The sequence below is a fragment of the Cupriavidus sp. GW822-FHT02D05 genome, assembly GCF_058802485.1.
Map to the genome: position 1 here is coordinate 65,070 of NZ_JBXAOE010000024.1, position 22,560 is coordinate 87,629.

Below are 22,560 nucleotides of genomic sequence, written 5' to 3' on the forward strand. Positions count from 1 at the left end.
TTACTCCTTGATGGTATCGACAGGCGCGGCGTCCGCAGCCTGGTTGGGGTTGGGGTTGGGGTTGGGGTTGGTATTAGGGTCGGGGCTCATGGAATGCGGGGCCAGCGCGTATTCGCCGGCGGACAACTTGCGCCGCAGGATCTTGCCAACCGGCGACTTCGGAATCTCCTCCACGAAAACGTAGTCGCGCGGGCGCTTGAAATTGACCAGGTCGGAGCCGCGGCAGTAGGTATCCAGGGCTTGCGCGTCGATGTTGCCGCGCGGCTTGACGAAAGCCACCACCTTCTGGCCCCAGCGCGGATCCGGCACGCCGGCCACCGCCACCTCATCGACCGCCGGATGCAGCGACAGCACCGATTCGATATCGACCGGGGAGATGTTCTCGCCGCCGCTGATGATCATGTCGTCCACCCGGCCGCTGACGAAGAGATCGCCCTCGGCATCGAAGTAGCCGGTGTCGCCGGTGAAGTACCAGCCATCGCGCAGCGATTTGGCGTTGGCGTCGTCGCGGTTCCAGTAGCCCTCGAAGGCCTCGTCGCCGCGCAGGTCGGCGATGATCTGGCCTTCCTCGCCGGTAGCCGCCAGATCGTCGGGTGAGCGGGCATCCAGGCGCACCACGCGCAGGCGCGTATTGATGCCGGCGCGCCCGGCGCTGCCGGGCTTGCGGGTGGCACGCTGGTCCACGCTGAAGGTGTACACCTCCGACGAGCCGTAGTGGTTCACGAACAGCTCCGGCTCGAAGGCCTGCGCGAGGCGGCGCAGCAGGCCGTCGCTCATTGAGGCACCGGCAAAGCCGAGCTTGGTCACGGTGCGGATCGCCGGGGGATCGAATCCCGGATCGGCCAGCAGGTCGTGGTACAGCGTCGGCACCAGGTACAGGCAGGTGATCCGGTGAGTGGCGATCTCCTTGAGCGCCTGCCCGGCGTTCCAGCGCCGCACGCAGACGAACAGGCCATCCACCAGCGCCATTGCCAGCAGCGAGCGCACGCCCATGGTGTGGTAGAGCGGCATCACGCCAAGGGTGCGCTCACCATGGCGATACAGGTTCTGCGCCACGTGCGCCAGCGCCGCGGCGCGCTCCTGCTGGTGGCGGCGCGGCACGCCCTTGGGCTTGCCGGTGGTGCCCGAGGTGTAGAGCATCAGCGAGACATCACCCGCTTCGGCCACCGGGCCGCCATGCAGCGCAACGCTGTCCAGCAGCGAAGCGAAGGACATCGAGCCGCCAGCCGCGCAGTCCAGCGCAATGCAGGGCACGGCCTGGGCCGCGAGGCTGCCCAGCACCGCATCGGCGCTGACCGGCTCGAACACCAGCGCCCTGACGCCGGCATCCTGCACGCAGTAATCGAGCTCCTCCGGCTTGGCGCGCCAGTTCAGCGGCACCATCACGATGCCGGCGAACTGGCAGGCCCAGTGCAGCGTGGCCATTTCCCAGCGGTTTTGCAGCACGGCCAGCAGGCGATCGCCCGGCGCCAGGCCGATCTCGCGCAGGCCACACGCCACGCACCGGATGCGCTCGTACCATTGCGCATAGGTAAGCATCAGGTCGCCGTCGACAATGGCGGGCGCGTGCGGGCTGCGCTCCACGCTTTGCAAGAAGGTGCGGCCAAGATCAAGCATCGCAGGCCTCCTGGGTATCTACGCCGGCAGCAGCATGACGAGCCCGTGCACGGATCGCGGCTACGTCGAGCACGGCGGCCACGATGGGGGTGTAGCCCGTACAGCGGCACAGGTGGCCGGACAGCATGTCGCGCACCTGCGCTTCGCTGGGTTCCGGCACGCGCTCCAGGTAGTCCGCGCACGACATCAGGATGCCGGCCGTGCAGAATCCGCACTGCAGTGCGTGGTGGCGGCGGAAGGCTTCTTGCAGGTCGCCCAGTCCCTCGGCCGGCGCCAGGCCTTCGACGGTATCGATGGCGCGGTCCTCGGCCTGCACGGCCAGCATCAGGCACGAGCGCGCGGCTACGCCGTCGACCCGCACCGTGCATGCGCCGCAGACGCCATGCTCGCAACCCACATGGGTGCCAGTGGCGCCGAGCTCGTGGCGCAGGAAGTCCGACAGCAGCTCGCGCGGCTCGCAGTAGCCGCTGCGTTCGCGGCTGTTCAGGGTCAGGGTGATGCGGCGTTGCTCCTGGCGCTGCATCACCTGGGCGGGCTTGCCGGATTCGGCGCCCTTGGTGGTCTTGCTCATTTTGCCTCCTCGATCACACGCATGCCCAGTTGCCGCACCAGGTGCCGGCGGTACTGCGCGCTGATATGGGCGTCGTCCTGCGCGCCCAGTTTCCAACTGAAATCGTTGATGGCCTCCTCCAGGTCCTTGCCCTGCAGGCGCGGCCAGGTTTCCAGCACCGGCCGGTCCGCCACGCCGCCAACCGCCAGCGCGATGGCGTCATCGGTCACGGTGGCCGCGCAGGCCACCAGCGCAAAATCGCCATGGCGTGCGGAGAACTCGGCAAAGCCGTAGCGCGCGCCGGGGCGCCGCAGCGGAAAGCGCACCGCCTCCACCAGCTCGTCGGGCTCGCGCGCCGTCATCAACATGCCCTGGAAGAAGCTGGCCGCCGGCAGCACGCGGCGGCGGCGGGCTGAACGCAGCATCACCTCGCCGCCCAGCGCGGTCAGCACCAGGGGCAATTCCGCGCTCGGGTCGGCATGGGCGACCGAGCCGCACACGGTGCCGCGATTGCGGATCTGGAAATGCGAGATATGCGGAAAGGCCATGGCCAGCAGCGGCACCTCGTCGGCCAGCGAGCGGCGCCATTCGACGCTGCCCTGCGTGGCCGCGGCACCCACCACCAGGTGAGCGTCTTCCACCCGCACCGTGTTCAGCTCGGCGGTGCGCGAGATATCGATCAGCAATTGCGGCTGCGCCAGGCGCATATTGAGCACCGCCATCAGCGACTGGCCACCGGCCAGCACGCGCGCGCCCTCGCCGCCACGAGCCAGCGCATCGAGCGCGTGCTGCGTGGTTTCGGCGCGCAGGTAATCGAAAGCGGATGGTTTCATCGGCGTACTCCCAAGCGGGCCAGCAGGCGGGCAAGCCAGCCTTGCGGCCGTACCGGCTTGCCGGCGGCCTGGCGGCCGAGCGATTCAAACAACTGGCGCAGCACCACCTTGGCGGCGCCCTCCAGCATGCGGCCGCCCACGGCAGCGACCTTGCCGGATACCTCGGCCTCGTAGTCGTAACTCAGGCGCGTGCCGCTGCCATGCGGGACCAACTCCACCAGGCCGGCGCCGCGCGCACTGCCCAGCGAGGACATGCCTGCGCCTGCCAGCCGCAGCCGGCGCGGGGGATCGAGGTCCGACAGTGCGATCTCCGCCTCGAAGCGGGCCTTGATCATGCCAACCCCCACCGTCACGTCGGCGCGGTAGTGGTTCTCGGCGGTGCGCTCCAGCGCGTGGCAGCCGGGCACCACCTTGGCCAGCGCCTGCGGGTCCACCAGCACGGCGAAGATGGCTTCGGGCGTGGCATCCAGATCCACCGAGCCGCGCGCGGTGAGCGCCTTGCCGCTGCCCTTGCGGGCCGCTGGCGCGGCGGCCTCGCGCATCGCTTCGAGCAGCTCGGGGCGCGACGGTGGCGGATCGTCGAAGCCCACCATGGCCATCACCTTGGCCGGGGTCAGCGGCAGGCGGATGTCCTGCTCGCCTAGCGCGTCGGCCACCGCGTTGGCGATGCAGGGCGGCGTGCTCATGTTGTTGCCCTCGCCCAGGCCCTTGGCGCCGAGCGGCGTGAAGGGGCTGGGCGTCTCCAGGTGCACGATCACCGGGTCCGGCACCTCGCAGGTGGTCGGCATCAGGTAGTCGGCCAGCGTGCCGGACTGGAAGCTGCCGTCGGCGCCATAGCGGAACTCTTCCATCAGCGCCGCGCCCAGCCCTTGGGCGAAGGCACCACGGATCTGGCCATCGGCCAGCGCCGGGTTGAGCAGCGTGCCGGCGTCGTGCGCGGTCACGTAGCGGTCGATGCGCACGCGCCCCGTGGCGCGGTCGATCTCTACGCCGCACATATCGAAGGCGAAGCCGTAGGCGGCCGAGGTGTTGATGCGGTCGTTCTCATCCGGCGCTTCCAGGTTGGGCGGCGACCAGAACACCGTCTCGCGCAGGCCCGGCTCTTCTCCCGCCGGCAGCTGCTGCGGTGACCAGTGCGGCGCATTGCTGGCCACGCGCGTGAAGGGCAGGCCGGATTCGGGCGCGCCTTTACGGGCAATGCGGCCGTCGTCGAACACCACCTCGGCGGGCGTGCAGCCGAACTGCGGCGCCACGATGCGCGCCAACTTGTCGCGCACCCGCTCGGCGGCCAGGTGCACGGTGCCGGCCACGGCGCCGGCGAAACGGCTGGAGTAGTTGCCGGCGGCGACCGACCATGCATCCTTGTGCGTATCGAACTCGACGTTCACGACCACGTCGGCCGGATTCACGCCGAGCACATCGGCCACCACCTGCGCGCACACTGTCATATGGCCCTGCCCGGCCGGCGTCGAGGCAATGGTGACCACCACGCCGCCGAGCAGGTCGACGCTGACCGTGGCGCTGGCGATGGCGCCGTTCTTCGGCCCCGCTTTCTTGCGCGCCTCGGCGGGCATGGCGGTGGTGATATAGCCCATGTTCGACACCGACGGCTCGACGATGGCGGCAAAGCCGATGCCATAGAGCCGGCCCTCGGCGCGTGCGGCATCGCGGCGGCACTTCAGCTCGTAGTAGCCGCCCTCTTCCAGCGCGCGCGCCAGCGCCAGCTGGTAGTTGCCGGAGTCCAGCAACGCGCCCGCCGCGGCGCGATAGGGAAAGGCATCGGCGGCGACAAAGTTGCGCCGATACACATCGAGTGGATCGAGCCCGAGTTGTGTCGCGATGCGATGCACCAGCCGCTCCAGCGCAAAATACACCTGCGGGCCGCCAAAGCCCCGCACCAGGCCGGTGGGCGTCTTGTTGGTCATCACCACGCGGTTGCGCACCAGCAGGTTGGGGATGTCGTAGGCGCCAGTCAGGCAGCCGTGCATGCGGTAGAAGGTAGCGGGCTCCGGCGCGCGCAGATAGCCGCCGCAGTCTTCGATCTGGTCATAGGCCAGCGCTTTGATGCGGCCGTCTGACTCCACCGCGGCTTCCAGCGTGGACAGCCGCGCGGTGGCGGAGGTGGCCGCGCTGAGATGTTCGAGGCGGTCCTCCACCCACTTCACCGGCGCGCCGGCCTTGCGGGACGCCAGGCACATCAGCACCGCGTAAGGAAACACCGCCTGCTTGACGCCAAAGCTGCCGCCGGAATCGCGCGGGGCCTTGTGGCGCAGCCGGTTGGCCGGCACCTTGAGCGCCATCGCCATCACCGCATGCAGCGAGAACGGCCCCATGAAATTGGAGGTGACGTCGTAGCCTTCGTCACCGGGCAGGAACTCGGCAATCACCACGCCGCATTCAATCGGCGTGCAGGTGTTGCGCGGATAGTGCGCGGTCAGCGTGACCCGGTGCGGCGCAGCGGCAAAGGCGGCTTCAGGCTCGCCGTAGCGGAAGTGACGGTCGCTCACCACATTGGCGCCTACGCCGGGATGCAGGATGGGCGCATCGTCGGCCAGCGCGGCCTCGATCGATACCACCGGCGGCAACACGCGGTAATTCACCCGCACCAGGTCAAGCGCGTCTTCGGCCAGGGCACGGCTCTCGGCCATTACCACGGCCACCGGCTCGCCCACATAGCGCACGCGGTCCATGGCCAGCGCCCATTGCTCCATTGGCGACTTCACGGCGACCACGAAGGGACGCGACCAGGCCACCAGGTCGGCGCCGGTCAGCACGGCATGCACGCCCGGCGCGGCAAGCGCCGCGCTGGCATCGATGGTGCCGAGTTCGGCATGCGCATGCGGGGACCGCACGATCGCGGCGTGCAGGGTGCCCGGCTTCACGCCCAGGTCGTCGCCATAGCGGCCACGGCCGGTGAGGATCGCGGCGTCCTCGAGCCGCTCCATCGAGCGGCCGACGTGACGCTGGCGCGCGGCTGCGCCGGCCGCTGCGGATTCAAGGTGGATGGCCGCCGCTGCGGCGGGCAGGCTGCGCTTGTCGCTCATGACCGGCCCTCCCGCGAGGCGGGACTGGCACGGTCCATCTGGTTAGCGGGGATTGCGGGGATTGCGGGAATTGCGGGCCGGCACAGGGAGATGCAACGCGACACGGGGCGAACGCCCGCTACCGCTGTCTCCAGTGTCGTGCCGGTCATGCCGCCAGCATCGTTCTGTCTCATTCCTGACTCCGTTCTGCGCGTCGGCCCCGACAGGCGAATCCGCCGGGGACATGCAACGTTGAACAGGAGCTTAGTGAGATTATGGTATTAGTTCTAATATTGTTTTTTGATTATGCTTATCAGTTCCAATGATGCCACTCCAGGTGGACTTTAGCGGGCACATCTGGGCTGCTGACGCACCGATGATAAGGGTTTTCCCCAGATAGTGGCCAGTCGTTCCGGCAACGTGACAACATAAAATCTGATACGATCACTTCAAGCTAACAGATTTTTTGATACCTAATCGATCACTTGGCATGGACATCAAACAGATCCAGTACTTCATTGCGCTGTTCGAAGATGGCTCCGTCACGCGCGCGGCCAAGCGGCTGAATATCGTGCAACCGGCGCTCAGCATGCAGATCGCCAAGCTGGAAGAGGAGTTCGGACAGAAGCTGTTCGATCGCATCCCGCACGGGATGGTGCCGACAGCGGCCGGCCGCATGATGTACCGGCTGTGCCTGCCGATCACGCGGGACCTCGCCAACGCCCGGCAGCAACTGATGCAACGCGAGGAGCAGGTGGCCGGCAACATCTCCATCGGCATGGTGGCGTCGGAAACGGAAAGCGTGCTGGTGGGGTCGCTGGTGCGCTTCAACGCGCGCTACCCGAATGTGGAGGTATCGGTGGCGGACGGATTCAGCGCCACGCTGATCGACCTGGTCTCCGCCGGCCAGCTCGACGCGGCCGTGGTGCATAAGCCCCGTGGCAAGCTCTCACTCCATGTGCAATCCCTTCATGACGAGGAAATGGTGCTGGTCACCAGCGCCGAGCATGGCCCGGAACTGCCGGCAGCGGTGGAACTCACCAAGCTGCCGGGGCTGGAGCTGGTGCTGCCCACCAAGCGCCACGGCTTGCGCGGCGTGCTGGATGCGGCCACGCAACTGGAAGACGTGACCCTGCAGCCGAAGTTCGAGATCGACATCCTCGGCACCATCGTCCAGTTCGTCGAGGCCACCCGCTTTGGCACGGTGCTGCCGCGCATCGTGGTGCAACGCGCGGTGGACGAGGGCCGGCTGCGCGTGTACCCCATCCTGGCGCCGCGCATCGTGCGCCACCTGGTGTGCGTGAGCCATCCGCAGCGCCCGCTCAGCACGGCAGCCGATGCGCTGATCGCGATCGTGGCCGAGGAGATCCGCAGGGTGTCAGGCACCGCCGGCTGATCCGGGTGCCCGGCATCAGGAAGGGCACGATACGGCAGGCTACTTTCCGGATCGTGCCGGCTTCGAGGTCATGCGCCGGGAAGGCGTCAACAGCAACACGCAAAACAAGTCGGGCACCCTGCCTACTCCAGCGTCACACCCGCGGCGTTGCCCACGCGCGCCCACTTGGCGATGTCGGCCTTCTGGAAGGCCGACAACTGCTGCGGGGTGCCACCGACCACCTTGACGCCCAGCTTGTCCAGGTGTGCCACCACTTCCGGATCCTTCAGGATACGGTTGATCTCGGTGTTCAGGCGTTGCACGATGGTCGCCGGCGTGCCGGCCGGAGCAAACACAGCCTGCCACTGCTCGGCCTCGAAATCGGGCACGCCCGCCTCGGCCATGGTCGGCACCGCCGGCAAGCTGGCCACGCGCGCCTTGGTAGCCACGCCGAGCGCGCGCAGCTTGCCACCCTGCACATGCGGCAAGATGGGCGCGGTGGGCGCAAACATAAAGTCCACGTGGCCGGCCATCACATCCTGGATGGCGGGGACGTCTCCCTTGTAGGGCACGTGGGTCATGTCAACCTTGCGCTCCTCTTTGAGCAGTTCGCCGGACATCTGCAGGATGGTGCCGCTGCCGCCCGAGGCAAAGGTGACGGCGCCGGGCTTTGCTTTGGCGGCAGCCAGCAGCGCCTGCACGTTGCGGTACGGGCTGTTGGGGCCGACGATCAGCACGCTGGGGATAGTGCCGATCATCACCACGGGCTCGAAGGACTTGATGGCGTCATAGGGCAACTTCGGATTGAGCGCCGGGTTGATCGCGTGCGACGCGGTGGACGCGCCCAGCAACGTGTAACCGTCGGCCGGCGCGCGTGCCACGAAGGCTGAGCCGATGGCGCCAGTGGCGCCGGGTCGGTTCTCCACCACCACGGTGGTGTGCAGCGCCTGGCCAAGCTTCTGCGCGATCAGGCGCGCCAGGATGTCGGTGGTGCCACCGGCCGGATAAGGCACGACATAAGTGATCACCCGACTGGGCCAGTCAGACTGCGCCGAGACACTCGCCGTGACGCACGCCAGCAGGGGAATGCAGAGCGTGATAAACAATTGCCTGATTTTCATTGGAACGGTCTCCTTGGATTGCTGTTATCTGACATCGGCATCAGGGGCCAAAGCCGTAGAGTCTTCGGGGGTTATCGGCAAGAACTTGCTTGGCCAGTGCATCGTCGCCACACCATTGCCGGAAGAGCGACATCAGCTCGCCGTCATCTGCTGGCGAGCGGCCCTTGGCAATGATTGTTGGGTGTGGCCAGTCCGATCCCCAGACCATCTGGCCGGGTGCGCATTCGAGATAGCGACGCGCAAGCGAAGCGACGTCGCCGTATAGTGGTGGTCCTTCCCTGGACTCAATGTAAGGACCAGACAGCTTCACCCAAGCCCTGCCCTCACCCAACAGGCTTGCAATGACCTCGAACGCAGGTTCGAACTCGGCCCCTCCGAATGGCAAGTGCCCGTAGTGGTCAAATACGATGCGAGCGGGCAAGGTCTTCAACAGTGGTTGCATGTGCGGCAACCACGCGGCAGGCGCATTGAGTTGAATGTGCCAGCCCAGAGGCGCGACACGCGCAGCAAGCGGTGCAAGCATCTCCATGTCTACTGGACCGGGCATCGTGAGGTTGAACCTGATGCCTCGAATGCCGGATGCATGCAGGCTTTCGAGCTCACTCTCGGTAATGGAGGTGTCCACCACCGCGACGCCACGGGCCTCCACGCCCAACTCTCGCAGGGCAGCCAATGTGGGCCTGTTGTCCGTGCCATAGGTGGACGGCGTGACCACTACGGCTCGGGTGGTTCCCATCGCCCCCTGCACCGCCCGGTAGTCCGGGACGAGCGCATCTGGTGGTCGCAGCGTTGCAGTCCCTGCAGCCGGATAGCGGCTATCGTAGACGTGCATATGGCAATCGCAAGCGTTCGCAATGAAGGGATGGCCAAGGGCTCTCATCTAATGTTCTCCGAACCAAGCTCGCGTGAAACACCGCGGTGCCTGGACGATTTTTCCGATCGCGATGCCCAGCATCTTGCCAGCACGGCTCATCCAGCGTTGTGTCGCGTCGGCTCTCCGTCCCGCCGCCACAGCGGCATGCCCGCCACATCCATCTCTATGCGCAGGATGTCTCCCGCCGTGGAGTCTGTCGCAAATAACGTCTTGCCGGCGGGGCCGCCAAAGGCGAGATTGGTCAGCGAATGCCCGGCGGGGCCGCGCAGCACCTGCACCGGCTCAGCGCGATGGCTGAGCACCCACACGTAGGCCAGTCCGGGGTTCGCCACCAGCAGCCGGCCCGATACATCCATGGCCAACCCGTCAGGGCCACTCGGTCCATAGGAGGTGAAGAACTGCCCGGCCTTGGACACGCCGCCATCGGCGAGGATGGGCATGCGCCAGACGCAATTTCCCCGCGTCACCGCGACGAACAGGAATTTCTCATCGGGTGACAGCACGATACCGTTCGGGCTGGGCACATTGGAGAGCAGCAGTTCCAGCCGCCCGTCCACGCTCAGCCGGTAGACGCGTCCGGTCGGGTCGTGCAGTCCGGTCTGCCCCTGGTCGGTGAAATAGATGTTGCCCTGCGAATCCAGCGTAAGGTCGTTGACTCCCTTGAAGCTCTCCGTGTTGCGGCGGTCCAGGTACGGCTTTGCACTGCCGACGCGTACATCGACAAGCATCAGGCCACGGCGGTAGTCCGTTACCAGCAGTTCGTTCGCGTTGAGGAACTTCATGCCGTTGGGCTCGCCGTCCCACTGCGCCACCACGTTCCACTCGCCTGCCGGGTCGATGCGCAAGACGCGCCCGTTGGGTATATCGCCGACATAGAGGTTGCCCTCCCGGTCGAATACAGGCCCCTCCAGAAAGCAGTCGATTTCGCGTCCGCCCTGGTTGGCATCCGCCCAGGCCGTTCGCCTGCGTTGGCGATAACGCGCCGGCATGCTGGTAAACACGTCGAACTCTCGGACTTCCGGGGTATTCAGCAGGAACATGGCAATTTGGCTGTGCGCAGTGAATGGATAAGGATTGTCAGTATTTGCCGCTGGCTAGCGGTGCAGCCGCCCGCACTGCGTCAATCAGCCGTGAAACCCAACGCCTGGGCGATCTGGCTATATCCTGCCACCTCGCGGTCGATCCGCGCGGCAAACCCCTCGCCACACAGAGCCGCGGGCTCTAGCCCCAGCGAGCGCAGCCGTTGCGTCGTGCCTGACGCAGCCAGGTAGGCTTGCACCTCGCGCTGGACCAGGCGCACATGCGCTGGCACGACTTGCATGTCGGACTTGTGTTGCCGGTACTTGCCGGTGCTCATTGCGGTGCTCATTGCTTTTCAAACGCCGTGTTGGCAGCGATCTTGCCCCAGAACGCCGTGCGTTCTGAAAGCTGCCGGGCGAACGCCGCGGCATCCCAATAGCCCGGGTCCGCGCCAATGCCTTCGGCAAAGGTCTTCATGTCCTGCGACGCCATGGCAGTGGCCACTTCCTTTTGCAGGCGATCCGTCACCGCCGCCGGCGTGCCGCGGGGCGCCCAGAGGCCGGTGAAGTTGACCACGCCATAGCCCTTGACGCCCGCCTCGGCAAATGTAGGCACGTTGGGCAAGGCGGGCAGACGCTTGTCGCCGCTGACTGCCAGCAGCCGCAGGCTGCCGCCCTTGACCTGCCCGATGACCCCGGGCGTAGAAGCGATCTGGTAGTCAATGGTGCCGCCAAGCAGCGCCAGCGTGGCCTCGCCCGCACCCTTGAATGGAACGTGCATGAAGTGAGCGCCCGTCGCCATGCCCAGTGCCTCGCTGGCGAAGTGCGGCGTGGTGCCAGCGCCGCCGGAACCATAGCTAACCTTGCCGTCGCCCGCGCGAGCGGCCGCCACCAGATCGCCCATGGTCTTGAACTTGCTGTCCGCTTTGACCGCAACAGCCATTGGAGCAAACACGAAGGCCGCCACCGGTTGCAGGTCCGTCGCATAGTCGAACGGCAGCTTCTTGAAGATATGCGGCAGCAGCGAGAACGTGGTGTCGTTGGCAAGCAGCGTATAACCATCGGCCGGGGCGTGCACCACTTGCGAGATACCGATGGTACCGGTGGCGCCCGCCTTGTTCTCGACGAAGAAACTCCGGCCTGTCTGCTCCGTAAGCCGCTGCGCCATCTTGCGGGTGACAGCATCCACGGCGCCGCCCGGGGGATAGGGCACGATGATCCTCACTGGCTTGGCGGGCCATGTCTGTGCGTGCACGGACATGGCGATCCACGCAAGCGCGCCCAGTGCGCCGCGGCAAAGGGCCAAGACTAAGGGTGATCTGGTTGTCATTGTTTGTCTCCAACTATTTTCTTGGGGTAATCGCGCGTTCGTGTGCGTGTGCACGCCACGCGTCGCCCTACGATGGCTAGCACCCCTCTCCCCGGTGGGGAGAGGGGGCGAAAGACCTCAGGCACTTCAAACGATTTGGGCGCATCCGGTCAGCTTCGGGCTGCGCTGCAGGCAGTTTCGTTGCGCCTTAGCCGGCTTTGGCCAGCACCGGGGCCTCAGCACGCGCCAGCACACCCAGCGTGTTCCGCGCCGCCGCCACGCCCATGTTCACGTACGCGGTGCTGGTCACGCCGCCAATGTGCGGACTGAGAAGAAAGCCAGGCTGGCCGTGAAAGATATGCGGCACCGTCATCGGTTCGACCGCGAAGCTGTCCAGCCCCGCCATGGCAACCTGGCCCGAGCGCACGGCTGCCAGCAATGCTGGTTCATCGACCAAGCCGCCCCGCGCCGTATTGACCAGGATTACGCCCTTCCTGCAGCGCGCCAGCGTTTGCGCGTTGATCAGTTGCCGGTTCTCGGCGGTCAGCGGGCAGTGCAGTGAAATCACGTCCGACGCTTTCCAGATCGTTTCCAGGTTCACGGGCTCGATATAGTCCGGCAGTTCCTTGGCAAACGGATCGAAGCCGATCACGCGCATGCCCATGGCATCGCACATCCTGGCAAAGCGCTGGCCGATGGCGCCCAGGCCAATCAGGCCGATAGTGGCACCTGCCAGCTCAACGCTCTTGTGCGTGGCCTTGTCCCAGTGCCCGGCATGCATACGCGCATTGAGCAGCACCACAGATTTGGCGCAGCCCAGCAGCAGTGCCAGGGCCTGCTCGGCCACCGCGGCGGCATTCGCACCGACGGCGGCTGTCACCTCGATGCCGCGTTGTGCCGCGGCGGCCTTGTCGATGGTGTCGGTGCCGCTCCCGTGCTTGGAGATGACCTTCAGCGCAGGCGCCGCGTCCATGATTTCCGGCGTCACCGCGCCGTAGCGCACGATGATGCCGACCGGGTTGTGGCGCTGAGCCAACGCCACAAGGTCGGCGGCCTGGGGCGTCTTGCCGGCGTAGACGATCTCAAAATCGCCGAGCAATGCCTCGGCTTGTGGCGCGAGGTCGGCTGCGGTGACGAGGATGGCTGGCTTGTTGCTCACAGCGTCTCCCCTTCTTTCAACACGCCTGCGGTGATGAGCGAGGCAACCAGCCACGGCGCGTTGGTCTTGCCTTCCTTGATCTGCGCGATGCGCCGGGCTTCCGCGGCTTCCTTGTGCTCGGCGAGCGGCAGCAGCGACGCGATCTTTTCACGCTCGACCACCACCAGGCCGTCGGCGTCGCCGCAGATGAAGTCGCCAGGGTTGACCGTGACGCCACCGACCGAGACCGGGTGGCCGATGCGCCCGCCCACTTCCTTGGTCGGGCCGTTGGGGTTGGTGCCCACCGAGAACACCGGGTAATCCATCTCGTCGATTTCCAGGCTGTCGCGCACCGCGCCGTCGATCACCACGCCGGCGATGCCGCGCTGGCGGCATGCATTCATCATGATGGTGCCCATCAGCGCGCTGCTCTGGTCACCCTTGCCGTCGATCACCAGCACGTCGCCGGGCTGGGCCAGCGCCATCGCGGCGTGGATCATCAGGTTGTCGCCGGGGCGTACTTCCACAGTAAAAGCGGTGCCCGCCAGCTTCATGTGCGGCCGCAGGGCGCGGATGCGGCCATGCAGCGCGCCACGGCGGCCTGCCACGTCGGCCAGGATGGCCGGTTGGAATTTAGCGGCCTGGGCGACGATGTCGGCGGGCACGCGGTCGAAGGATTTGATAATGTTGGGCAAGCTCATGGCATGACTCCTGGGACGTTGGGGACGAGAGATTCGTTGAGGCGGCGAGCGATGGCGGCGATGCGTGGGACAGCGAGGATCAATCCACCTGCGCGCCAGATGCCTTGACGGCGGTCGACCAGCGGATCGTGTCTTTCTTCATCAGCGCGCCGAACTGCTCGGGCGTACCGCCCAATACATCGGCCCCCTGGTCGTTCAGCTTCTTCTTCAGGTCAGGCACCTGCAATGCCTTGTTGAACTCGGTATTCAGGCGCACCACGATGTCCTTGGGCGTAGCGGCGGGCGCCACGAATCCAAACCAGGTCACGGCCTCGAAGCCGCTGTAGCCGGATTCGGCAATGGTGGGCACATTGGGCAAGTCGGGCATGCGCTTGGCCGACGTCACGGCCAGGGGGCGCATCTTGCCGTTGCGGATGTGGCCGATCAGCGTCGGCACCGACGACAGGTAGAGCTGAACCTGGCCGCCGATCAGGTCGTTGACGGCCTGGGCCGCCCCCTTGTATGGCACGTGGGTTAGCTTGATCCCCGCCGTTTTCTGGAACAACTCGCTGGTCAGGTGCGCCACCGTGCCGTTGCCGGGGGAAGCCACATTGATGCTGCCGGGCTTGGCCTTGCTGGCCGCCACCACATCCGCCAGCGTCTTGTAGGGCGACTCCATCGTGGTCACCAGCACCAGCGGTGCGCTGGCCACCAGGCTCACGGGAGTCAGGTCCTTCGCCACGTCGTAGGGCAGCTTGCGGTAGAGCGTGGGGTTGATCGCCAAGTTGCTGGTCTGGCCCAACACGATGGTGTAGCCATCGCCGCTGGCCTTGGCAGCGGCGTCCACGCCGAGGTTGCCGCCCGAGCCCGGCTTGTTGTCCACCACGAAGCGCCAGCCCATGGCCATCGCCACCTTGTTGGTCACCTCGCGGGCAATGATGTCCGTGCCGCCACCGGCCGGGAACGGCACGATCACGCGAATGGGCTTGGTGGGATAGGTATCGGCCAGGGCCGGGAAAGCGAGGGCGCAAAGGATGGCGGTCACCAGACCGCGGTACGGCAGCTTCATTGCATGTCTCCGAATCTCGTTATTTGTCGGAGTGGATTCTGGTCGCCTGTTGCAACAGGTACAATACCGTTTCGTCTAACGCAACCCATTCCATACCATGGACTCATCGACTCCCCTGGCCGCCGGCGACGTGGCTGAAGATGCTGGCGGCGGCGTGATCGCGGTACGCCGGGCGCTGCGCGTCCTGGAAGCCTTTGGCGTAAGTGACGCACAACTCACCCTGGCCGAACTCAGCCGCCGCACGGGTTTCCACAAGACGACGGTCCTGCGCCTGGCGCGTACGCTGGCGACGGACAACTACCTTGTGCAAAAGGAAGATGGCAGTTGGCGCCTGGGACGCGCCGCCGGCTGGCTGGGCGCGTGCTACCAGGCCACCTTCAACGTGTATGAAGTGGCGGAGCCGGTGCTGCGGGAGCTGACGATCAGGACGGGCGAAAGCGCCTCTTTCTATGTGCGCGAAGGCGAACAGCGCACGTGCCTGGTGCGCGTGGAAGGCCCGCAAGCCATCCGGCACCACGTGCGCATCGGAGCCGCGCTACCGCTGGACAGTGGCGCACCGGGGCGGGTCATCCTGGCGTTCTCCGGGGAGCCCGGGGAGCCTTACGAATCGATCCGGCGGCGCGGCTACCACCTCTCCATGGGCGAGCGCGAACCGGAAGTCTCCAGCGTGGCGGCCCCGGTATTCGGCTTACATTGGAAGTTGCTCGGGTCTGCCTGCATCTCCGGCCCTACCTCGCGCCTGACCGAGGAAAAACTACTCGCGCTGGCACAGACCGTCATGGACGCGGCCAACCAGCTTTCCTACGAGATGGCGGGGAGCCGCCGACCTGCGGCTGCTTTGCCGGTCAGTCCTTCGACCTGGCATCCTTGACAGGCGCGCCATCGAGCAAGCGCAAAGCGTTCTCGGCGTGCCCCGCCGACCCGCCAGATCAACGAAATATCACGGCCTGCAGATAGCTCGCGGTACGACTGTCCACGGCGAGCGCCACCGTCTGCGGAACGCCACTCACAACGATCCTTCCGCCGCCTTCCCCCGCACCCGGGCCGATGTCGAGGATCCAGTCGCTTTGCGCCGCGACACGCATGTCGTGCTCGACCAGCACCACGGTATTGCCGGCATCGACGAGCCCATGCAGATGCACCATCAGGCGATCGGTGTCGGCTGGATGCAGACCGGTCGTCGGCTCGTCGAGGATGTAGAGCGTATCGCCGCGTTGCGCACGCTGTAGCTCGGTCGCAAGTTTGATGCGTTGCGCTTCGCCTCCAGAGAGCTCGGTGGCCGGCTGACCAAGCCGTAGATAGCCGAGGCCGATATTACGGAGCACAGTCAGTGAGCGCATCACCTGCGCCTCGTCGACGAAGAAGTCGCATGCGGTGTCCACGGTCATCGCCAGCACCTCGGCAATATTGCGCTCGCGCCAGCGAATCTCGAGCGTCTGCGGGTTGTAGCGGCTGCCCTGACAGGTCGAGCAGGGCGCGTAGACGCTGGGCAAAAACAGCAGCTCGACCATCACGAAGCCTTCGCCCTCGCACGTCGGACATCGCCCCTGCGCGACGTTGAACGAGAACCGGCCGGCGCTGTAGCGATGCTTGCGTGCAGCGGGAGTCGCCGCGAACAGCTTGCGCACAGCGTCGAACAAACCGCAATAGGTCGCAAGATTCGAGCGCGGCGTACGGCCAATCGGCTTCTGGTCGACGCGCACGAGACGTTTGATCTTGTCCATGCCGGCTGTGATCCGCCCGTCGGTCGTGACGGGCGGGGCGGCAAAGAGCGGGTCGACTTCGTCGTCTTCGGCAAGATCGGCTGCGCGCCCGAGATGTTCCGCCACAAGCTCCGTCAGCGCCTGGCTCACGAGGCTGGACTTGCCCGATCCCGAGATGCCCGTTACCGTGGTCAGGCAACCCAGTGGAAAATCCGCAGCAAGATTATGCAGATTGTTGCGCGTCACGTCTTCGAGCCGCAGCCAGCCGCGGGGCTCGCGGCGCGCACGAGTCGCAGCCTCGCTCGCCTGCGTCTCTAGCTCGCCCTGCGCAAACAGGTAGCGGCGTGTGCGCGAGCTTTCGACATCTGCAAGGCCAGCGGGCGGTCCGCTGTAGATCACACGTCCGCCCGCCTCGCCGGCATCCGGGCCCACGTCGACGAGCCAGTCGGCGCGCCGCATCACGCCAATGTCGTGCTCGACCACGAACAGCGAATTGCCCGCAGCCTTCAGGCGCTGTAAAGCTTCGAGCAACGCATCGCCGTCCGCGGGATGCAGTCCGGCAGACGGCTCGTCGAGCACGTAAATAACGCCGAATAGCTGTGACGACAACTGCGTCGCGAGCCGCAGCCGTTGCAGTTCTCCGGAGGACAGCGTTGGTGTCGCACGGTCCAGCGCAAGATAGCCAAGACCGAGGTCGATCAAGGTGTTCAGACGTTCGAGCAGCTCGATAGCGAGCCGCTGCGCTGCCACACGTTTCTCGTCGGACAGGTTAGGCGTACGGCGCACGTCAGGCGCCCCCTGGTGAGCCTGTCCGCCGGCCGCGACACGTCCGGCGGTCGCCTTGCGCCGACTGTTCCTGTCGAGAATCGCGCCGTCGGGAGATGTGCTGGAAGACGGCCACTGGCCGCGCGAGACGGGTTCGAGCAACGCGGCGAGCCGAGCGATGGGGAGTTGTGACAGCTCGCCGATATCCATACCGGCGAATGTCACCGAGAGAGCTTCCGCCTTCAGACGCTTACCATGACACGACGGACATTCGCCGCCGATCATGAACTGCGACACGCGTTTCTTCATCAACGCGCTCTGCGTATTTGCGAAGGTGTGCAACACGTACCGGCGCGCGCCGGTGAACGTGCCCTGGTAGCTGGGCTCTGCCTTGCGCCTGAGGGCGGCGCGCGTCTCCTTCGGCGTCAAGCCGGCATAGACCGGCACCGTTGGCTGTTCGTCGGTAAACAGAATCCAGTCGCGGTCTTTCTTAGGCAGATCGCGCCACGGCGTGTCGACGTCGTAACCGAGCGTGACGAGTATGTCGCGCAGATTCTGGCCGTGCCAAGCGGGCGGCCATGCCGCGATCGCGCGCTGGCGAATCGTGAGCGAGTCGTCGGGCACCAGCGAGCGTTCGGTCACGCTATATACGCGGCCGAGCCCGTGGCAGGTCGGGCAGGCGCCCTGTACCGTATTCGGCGAGAAGTCCTCCGCATACAGCATTGGCTGCTTCGGCGGGTAGCTGCCGGTTCGCGAGTACATCATCCGCACGAGGCTCGACAGCGTCGTCACGCTGCCCACTGACGAACGCGCGCTCGGCGTGCCGCGCTGCTGCTGCAAGGCGACCGCCGGCGGCAGGCCTTCGATCGCATCGACGTCGGGCGCGCCGACCTGCTCGATCAGCCGCCGCGCGTAGGGCGCGACCGACTCGAAATAACGCCGCTGCGCTTCCGCGTAAAGCGTGCCGAACGCGAGCGACGACTTGCCGGAACCGGACACGCCGGTAAACACCACCAACGCATCGCGGGGAATGTCGACGTCGACATTCTTCAGGTTGTGCTCCCGTGCGCCGCGAACCTGGACGAAGCCGCGTGGCGCGAGCGTGGGCGACTCAGGGTGATCAACAGGATGCTTGACAGTCGAGGACCGTGGGGGCTTGGTCATGGCAGCAGGGATAGGTGCGGGGGTGACGGTCTTGAACGTGGTCGCAAGCCGCGCGCCGCCGGATCCCACCGTACGGGGGCGAGCTAGCGATCCGACTCCTTACTCTACTGGATTTTCAGGCGCAAGCGCTTGGGTCAGCGAAATGGCTCTCTGGTGATTTCGACCGCGCTACCGTGAAGCTACTTACTCGTGCATTGCCTACGCAACGAGCATCATGTTCCGGAATCCGCGACGTTCTTCGTTCTCAACCGTGCATCCCGGCCGGTGAATCGTTAAGCTCGTGCACGACAATACGCGCCTTGCCTGCGACTTTCGCACGATACATTGCGGCGTCCGCGGCGCGTAACAGGGCTTCGCCGCTCAATGACGCTGCCTGGTTGTGCGGTAGCACGCCGATACTCGCCGATAACTGGACGACGTTTGCCCCGAACCTGATGGGCTGGCTCAGTGTCCGCAGGATTGCGCTTGCAATTTTCTCCAGTGCAACACGATCGATCGCAGGGCCGGTCAGCAGCAACGTGAACTCATCCCCTGCATGCCGCGCAACCAGGTCCCCGCCACGTACGCAGCGGCTGATCCGGCGCGCGGCTTCAACAAGGACTTCGTCGCCGCACTGATGCCCGTATGTATCGTTGACAGCCTTGAAGCCATCCAGGTCGATAAACATGATGGCAGCCACACCGTCGCCGCTTGCTGCGCATGCCTCATCCAGCCTCTCGAGGAACGAGCGTCTGTTAGGCAGGCCGGTCAGCGCGTCGTGGAACGCCTGGTGCCGCAGGCGATCGAGCAATGCCGTTCGCTCAGTCACATCCTGCACCAGCAGGTAGTATCCATCAGCCGCCTGATCGTGGACCCGACGCGGCACCAGCACACCACGCAGGACACGTCGACTCCCGTTAAGCGTCGCTCCAACCTCGTACTCGACCCTTTCGCCGCTGAGCACGCGTTGGACGTACGGCTCGATGGCAGCAGCATAGTCAGCGTCGAGAACCTCATGGGTGAGCCGCCCCACGATCTCCTCCGGGTCCAACCCCAGCCACTCGCGATAGGTTGAGTTGGCGAACCGAAAACGTCGCTCACTGTCGACGTAAGCGACCAGCACCGGCAGATTGTCAGCAATGGCGCGCAAATCTACCCGCGTGTCTCCCAATTGCCGCTCGGCGGTCGTCAGTTGCTCGCGCGCCCTGCGCAGAACCTCCGAGGCCTCATGCGCTCCCCGATGCAACGCAGCCTCCCGCGCATCGCGCACGGCTTTTTCCCGTTGCTCCGCCTGGGTATCGTGAATGACAAACAGCCAGCCTCCGTCGTGGGTTGACGTCGTCTGCTTCAGTGCCACCTGCACTCGCGCTGGCTTACTTTGCTTGTTGCGCAACCGGAACGTTACGTCGAGCGTCCGGACTTCGACCCCGCGGCCACGATTGAGTGCCTGCACGGCCTGTTCAAGGTTGGTCCGGTCGCTCGCATCCAGCAGATCGAGGATGTTCGTTTTCGTCAGCGGAGCGCGCGAGTGCGCGAAGAATTTCACGCAGGCATCATTCATGTGCCGCCACTCCCAGTCCCTTCCGATATGCGCGATAGCGACCGGCGTTCGATGGAACGTCTCGACGTAAAGCGCATGCTGGGCTTGAAGTCGGTCGATCGCGTGAAGCACCTCCAAACGATCAGAGCTGTCCAGCTTGCGCAGGCCAACTTCGTGCTCGATCATTTGCCCCAAGTCTACTAGCATCTGACGTTGCTGGCGCCTGAAGCGCCGCGGCAACGCGTGCATCACACATAGCATACCGATGGGTCTGCCGCACGGCAGACGCAGCGCAATGCCTGCGAAAAAGCGGAACCGCAATTCGCTGGTTGCCAGTGGTCCTTGCGCAAGCTCCGCATCGGACAGCGCATCCCTGACGACGAACGGTTCCTCGCATTGGAGCGTCCGGCTATAGTACGTCTGCACATGGAATACGACGTCCCGTTCGCACCCGCTTGCGCCTATGACTTCTGGCTGGCCCAGTCTGTCGAGACATACGACGGATATTGGTAGATTCAGCGCGCGCGCGGCGACCCGGGTCACGCGCTCATAGTACCGATCATAATTGCTTTCTGGTGGCATGGTGGCGCTGGCTGGTTATCGTTGTTGTTGCTGCTGCTGCGCATCCATGATGCTTTCGTCATTCACGCTCCATGCTCCGTTCCGGTCAGATTGTGTAGCGCACTTATCGACGTCCTCGCCGATCACGTCACACTAAAGCTATTCCACCGCCGGAAGGTGCAGCGTAACGGTCGTGCCCTTGCCTGCTTCGCTCTCAAGAGAAATATGGCCGCGATGTAGCAGCACAATCTCACGCACGAGGGCAAGGCCCAGACCATCGCCGGCCGACCCGTGCTGCAGCTTGCGTCGGAAAAATTTGTCGAACACCAGCCTGAGTTCATCAGCTTTGATCCCCATGCCTCGATCGGTCACTTTCAGCACGGCGTTGCGGCGTTCGACCAACGCGCTAGCAACCGAGATGTTGACCTCTCTCCCAAGCCCGTACTTCACGGCATTCTCCAGCAAATGGCGTATCACGCTGGCGAGGGAGGCGGCGTCACCCATCACGAAGACAGGCTCTCTCGCTGACTCCAGCGTCACCCGGCTATCGTCCGCGAACCCTGCCTCAGCCACGTCTCGCACGAGCCTTGCGAGATCCACCCGATGAAACGTCATCTCGGATGCGCCTAGTGTTTCCAGGCGCATCAGTTGAAGGTGATTCGAAACGAACTGGCTGATGCGCTGGGCTTGCGAACGAATCGTGCGATAGATGCCAAGGCGTTCTTCCGGGGGGATCAGATCGGCGGCGAGGAGGTCGGCATATCCGACGACGTTTGCGATGGGTATCTTGATTTCAGCTTCTGCGGTAGCAATGAAATGCGATTTGGCCCGTTCCTCGCGCCGCATTTCGCTTACGTCCCAGACAGCCACCACACAGCCAGCGCCGTCGCTGGTATGCACAACACGTATGGCGTAGCTGGATGAATCCGCTATATCGAACTCGATAACACCGCTAAATTCGTGCGAGACTGCGGCACAGTCGATCTTTGCAAGTAGTTCGGACGGGGTGACTGAGTCCCGCGTGGGACGTCGACCTCGATACAGAAGGTCAACGAACCGTTGTGGCGTGGCGCCGCGCAAGTCCCCGGGCGAAACGCCCAGGGCGTCGCACAGCCCGCCGTTGGCGTCTTCCACGTGGCGATCCTTATCGAATATGGCAACGCCGTCCGGCGAGGCAAAGAACAGCGCATGCAGGTGCTGGTTCCTTTCTCGTAGCCGGCGACTGACCACCGCCGCGCGATCCGCCAGCTTCGCCATCCTCTCGATTGACTTGGCCTGGCGCATCTGGACGAAGATGATCAGCGCAGATAGGAAGCTTGCAATGCAAGCGACGAGGAGCAGCCTGGCGCGGTACATTGATAGTGCTTCATGGAGGTCGTAGCCGATCACGACCGCCAAGTTTCCTCTCGACAGCCGATGTACGCCATAAATGCGCTCGACATCGTCCAGTGGGCTCTTCTCCACCACTTCGGCGTGGGCCGCGGCAGCTACGGCTCGCCGGGCCGCAGAGCTCGCCGGCAGCGGTTGCCCAGGGTCGGAAGCCGCCCCGCTCCAACGCACCCGGTAGATGAAATCATTGGTGCCCAGCAGACCGATTGCACCCCGGCTGCCCAAATAGATGCTCTTGTAGATGCTCGTCAGGGAGAGTGGGTCAAGCGACACCACGACGACCCCCATGAAACGGCCGGTCGGCCCCACGATTCCCTTGGAAAGCTGAACTACCCAGCGACCTGAACTGCGCCCCCGCAGCGGCTTGCTGACCAACAATGTTGGCCCGGGATTGTCGGCGTGTATGCGCAAAAGCTCGCTATCGCCTAGGTCAAGCGCTTCGAATGTCGGATTGGTCGATGCCCTGAGGACGCCACTTTCATCCAGAATCGCGGTTTGAAGGAAGGGTTCGGCACCGAGATGACCGTTGCGGGTCCATTCGGCAAGCGGCAAGTCCGGCCCCCGTTCGATGACGGCGCCGCCTAGCAGGGAGGTCAGTTGGTCCGCCTCCATCAATGTGCGCTCGACGTGCTGGCCGAGGGTATAGGCAAGCCGGTCGGCATCAGCCTGGATCTTGCGTAGTTCGCTGCCTCTGTCCCATCCGGCCCAGAGCGCGAACCCCAGCCAGACCGACAGTACGAGCAGGAATGCCGAAATGCCCGGGGTGATGGTGCGCGCCGTGTCTTCGGCCGCTAGCGGCCTATATATCTCCAGACCCATGAATCCTAGCCACCCCAAAAAGATGAAATAAA

General features: G+C 65.1%; 17 protein-coding genes. 2 read left to right on the forward strand and 15 right to left on the reverse strand.

The window, feature by feature from the left end; all coding sequences use genetic code 11:
• Genes AC1RQK_RS28185 through AC1RQK_RS28200 form a run of 4 tightly spaced genes read right to left on the reverse strand, consistent with a single transcriptional unit; the run spans nucleotide 1 to nucleotide 6,044 of the window.
• Nucleotides 1-1,617 carry an AMP-binding protein gene (locus AC1RQK_RS28185; protein ID WP_492812494.1) on the reverse strand — a complete coding sequence of 539 codons (1,617 nt, stop codon included), beginning with the start codon at nucleotides 1,615-1,617 and terminating at the stop codon, nucleotides 1-3.
• Nucleotides 1,610-2,188: a (2Fe-2S)-binding protein gene (locus tag AC1RQK_RS28190; protein WP_492812496.1), complete on the reverse strand. Its 579-nt coding sequence runs from the start codon at nucleotides 2,186-2,188 to the stop codon at nucleotides 1,610-1,612. The genes AC1RQK_RS28185 and AC1RQK_RS28190 overlap by 8 nt, the downstream gene beginning before the upstream one ends.
• Nucleotides 2,185-3,000, reverse strand: a complete 816-nt coding sequence (locus tag AC1RQK_RS28195; protein WP_492812498.1) for an FAD binding domain-containing protein — start codon at nucleotides 2,998-3,000, stop codon at nucleotides 2,185-2,187. The genes AC1RQK_RS28190 and AC1RQK_RS28195 overlap by 4 nt, the downstream gene beginning before the upstream one ends.
• Nucleotides 2,997-6,044 carry a xanthine dehydrogenase family protein molybdopterin-binding subunit gene (locus AC1RQK_RS28200; protein WP_492812500.1) on the reverse strand — a complete coding sequence of 1,016 codons (3,048 nt, stop codon included), beginning with the start codon at nucleotides 6,042-6,044 and terminating at the stop codon, nucleotides 2,997-2,999. Before AC1RQK_RS28200 ends, AC1RQK_RS28195 begins: the two co-directional genes overlap by 4 nt.
• A gap of 469 nt (nucleotides 6,045-6,513) precedes the next feature.
• On the opposite strand from AC1RQK_RS28200, the gene AC1RQK_RS28205 reads away from it, so the two are divergent.
• Nucleotides 6,514-7,419 carry a LysR family transcriptional regulator gene (locus tag AC1RQK_RS28205; protein ID WP_492375365.1) on the forward strand — a complete coding sequence of 302 codons (906 nt, stop codon included), beginning with the start codon at nucleotides 6,514-6,516 and terminating at the stop codon, nucleotides 7,417-7,419.
• Between the two features lie 122 nt (nucleotides 7,420-7,541).
• Here AC1RQK_RS28205 and AC1RQK_RS28210 read toward each other — a convergent pair whose 3' ends face one another.
• From AC1RQK_RS28210 to AC1RQK_RS28245, 8 genes are all read right to left on the reverse strand, one after another.
• Nucleotides 7,542-8,519 carry a Bug family tripartite tricarboxylate transporter substrate binding protein gene (locus AC1RQK_RS28210; protein ID WP_492812503.1) on the reverse strand — a complete coding sequence of 326 codons (978 nt, stop codon included), beginning with the start codon at nucleotides 8,517-8,519 and terminating at the stop codon, nucleotides 7,542-7,544.
• Nucleotides 8,520-8,559: 40 nt separating this feature from the next.
• Entirely contained in the window at nucleotides 8,560-9,399 is an 840-nt protein-coding gene (locus AC1RQK_RS28215) for an amidohydrolase family protein (protein WP_492812505.1), read from the reverse strand.
• 89 nt (nucleotides 9,400-9,488) lie between these two features.
• Nucleotides 9,489-10,433: an SMP-30/gluconolactonase/LRE family protein gene (locus AC1RQK_RS28220; protein ID WP_492812507.1), complete on the reverse strand. Its 945-nt coding sequence runs from the start codon at nucleotides 10,431-10,433 to the stop codon at nucleotides 9,489-9,491.
• An 80-nt stretch (nucleotides 10,434-10,513) separates the two neighbouring features.
• Nucleotides 10,514-10,762 (reverse strand): hypothetical protein, encoded by a 249-nt coding sequence (locus tag AC1RQK_RS28225; RefSeq protein WP_492812509.1) that lies wholly within the window; start codon nucleotides 10,760-10,762, stop codon nucleotides 10,514-10,516.
• A complete protein-coding gene (locus AC1RQK_RS28230; protein WP_253931491.1) occupies nucleotides 10,759-11,673 on the reverse strand; it encodes a Bug family tripartite tricarboxylate transporter substrate binding protein in 915 nt (304 codons plus the stop codon). The genes AC1RQK_RS28225 and AC1RQK_RS28230 overlap by 4 nt, the downstream gene beginning before the upstream one ends.
• 256 nt (nucleotides 11,674-11,929) lie before the next feature.
• A complete protein-coding gene (locus tag AC1RQK_RS28235) occupies nucleotides 11,930-12,880 on the reverse strand; it encodes an NAD(P)-dependent oxidoreductase (RefSeq protein WP_492812511.1) in 951 nt (316 codons plus the stop codon).
• A complete protein-coding gene (locus AC1RQK_RS28240; protein ID WP_416053202.1) occupies nucleotides 12,877-13,560 on the reverse strand; it encodes an RraA family protein in 684 nt (227 codons plus the stop codon). The genes AC1RQK_RS28235 and AC1RQK_RS28240 overlap by 4 nt, the downstream gene beginning before the upstream one ends.
• Nucleotides 13,561-13,639: 79 nt before the next feature.
• Nucleotides 13,640-14,608 carry a Bug family tripartite tricarboxylate transporter substrate binding protein gene (locus tag AC1RQK_RS28245; RefSeq protein ID WP_150987139.1) on the reverse strand — a complete coding sequence of 323 codons (969 nt, stop codon included), beginning with the start codon at nucleotides 14,606-14,608 and terminating at the stop codon, nucleotides 13,640-13,642.
• A gap of 97 nt (nucleotides 14,609-14,705) precedes the next feature.
• On the opposite strand from AC1RQK_RS28245, the gene AC1RQK_RS28250 reads away from it, so the two are divergent.
• Nucleotides 14,706-15,479 (forward strand): IclR family transcriptional regulator, encoded by a 774-nt coding sequence (locus AC1RQK_RS28250; RefSeq protein ID WP_492812514.1) that lies wholly within the window; start codon nucleotides 14,706-14,708, stop codon nucleotides 15,477-15,479.
• Between the two features lie 58 nt (nucleotides 15,480-15,537).
• Here the strand turns inward: AC1RQK_RS28250 and AC1RQK_RS28255 are convergent, their stop codons facing one another.
• The 3 genes from AC1RQK_RS28255 to AC1RQK_RS28265 all read right to left on the reverse strand — a co-directional run bounded on the left by AC1RQK_RS28255 (nucleotide 15,538) and on the right by AC1RQK_RS28265 (nucleotide 22,528).
• Nucleotides 15,538-18,240 carry an excinuclease ABC subunit UvrA gene (locus tag AC1RQK_RS28255; protein WP_492375373.1) on the reverse strand — a complete coding sequence of 901 codons (2,703 nt, stop codon included), beginning with the start codon at nucleotides 18,238-18,240 and terminating at the stop codon, nucleotides 15,538-15,540.
• A 244-nt stretch (nucleotides 18,241-18,484) separates the two neighbouring features.
• Nucleotides 18,485-20,341 carry a diguanylate cyclase domain-containing protein gene (locus tag AC1RQK_RS28260; protein ID WP_492375374.1) on the reverse strand — a complete coding sequence of 619 codons (1,857 nt, stop codon included), beginning with the start codon at nucleotides 20,339-20,341 and terminating at the stop codon, nucleotides 18,485-18,487.
• Nucleotides 20,342-20,479: 138 nt separating this feature from the next.
• A complete protein-coding gene (locus tag AC1RQK_RS28265; RefSeq protein ID WP_492375375.1) occupies nucleotides 20,480-22,528 on the reverse strand; it encodes an ATP-binding protein in 2,049 nt (682 codons plus the stop codon).
• Nucleotides 22,529-22,560: the final 32 nt, after the last annotated feature.

What these genes read in the sequence shown, in the direction of transcription:
- AC1RQK_RS28190 (WP_492812496.1), bottom strand. Translation starts at nt 2,188, where the DNA reads ATGAGCAAGACCACCAAGGGCGCCGAATCCGGCAAGCCCGCCCAGGTG.
- AC1RQK_RS28245 (WP_150987139.1), bottom strand. Translation starts at nt 14,608, where the DNA reads ATGAAGCTGCCGTACCGCGGTCTGGTGACCGCCATCCTTTGCGCCCTC.
- AC1RQK_RS28215 (WP_492812505.1), bottom strand. Translation starts at nt 9,399, where the DNA reads ATGAGAGCCCTTGGCCATCCCTTCATTGCGAACGCTTGCGATTGCCAT.
- AC1RQK_RS28200 (WP_492812500.1), bottom strand. Translation starts at nt 6,044, where the DNA reads ATGAGCGACAAGCGCAGCCTGCCCGCCGCAGCGGCGGCCATCCACCTT.
- AC1RQK_RS28230 (WP_253931491.1), bottom strand. Translation starts at nt 11,673, where the DNA reads ATGTCCGTGCACGCACAGACATGGCCCGCCAAGCCAGTGAGGATCATC.
- AC1RQK_RS28195 (WP_492812498.1), bottom strand. Translation starts at nt 3,000, where the DNA reads ATGAAACCATCCGCTTTCGATTACCTGCGCGCCGAAACCACGCAGCAC.
- AC1RQK_RS28255 (WP_492375373.1), bottom strand. Translation starts at nt 18,240, where the DNA reads ATGACCAAGCCCCCACGGTCCTCGACTGTCAAGCATCCTGTTGATCAC.
- AC1RQK_RS28210 (WP_492812503.1), bottom strand. Translation starts at nt 8,519, where the DNA reads ATGAAAATCAGGCAATTGTTTATCACGCTCTGCATTCCCCTGCTGGCG.
- AC1RQK_RS28225 (WP_492812509.1), bottom strand. Translation starts at nt 10,762, where the DNA reads ATGAGCACCGCAATGAGCACCGGCAAGTACCGGCAACACAAGTCCGAC.
- AC1RQK_RS28185 (WP_492812494.1), bottom strand. Translation starts at nt 1,617, where the DNA reads ATGCTTGATCTTGGCCGCACCTTCTTGCAAAGCGTGGAGCGCAGCCCG.
- AC1RQK_RS28205 (WP_492375365.1), top strand. Translation starts at nt 6,514, where the DNA reads ATGGACATCAAACAGATCCAGTACTTCATTGCGCTGTTCGAAGATGGC.
- AC1RQK_RS28250 (WP_492812514.1), top strand. Translation starts at nt 14,706, where the DNA reads ATGGACTCATCGACTCCCCTGGCCGCCGGCGACGTGGCTGAAGATGCT.
- AC1RQK_RS28265 (WP_492375375.1), bottom strand. Translation starts at nt 22,528, where the DNA reads ATGGGTCTGGAGATATATAGGCCGCTAGCGGCCGAAGACACGGCGCGC.
- AC1RQK_RS28260 (WP_492375374.1), bottom strand. Translation starts at nt 20,341, where the DNA reads ATGCCACCAGAAAGCAATTATGATCGGTACTATGAGCGCGTGACCCGG.
- AC1RQK_RS28220 (WP_492812507.1), bottom strand. Translation starts at nt 10,433, where the DNA reads ATGTTCCTGCTGAATACCCCGGAAGTCCGAGAGTTCGACGTGTTTACC.
- AC1RQK_RS28240 (WP_416053202.1), bottom strand. Translation starts at nt 13,560, where the DNA reads ATGAGCTTGCCCAACATTATCAAATCCTTCGACCGCGTGCCCGCCGAC.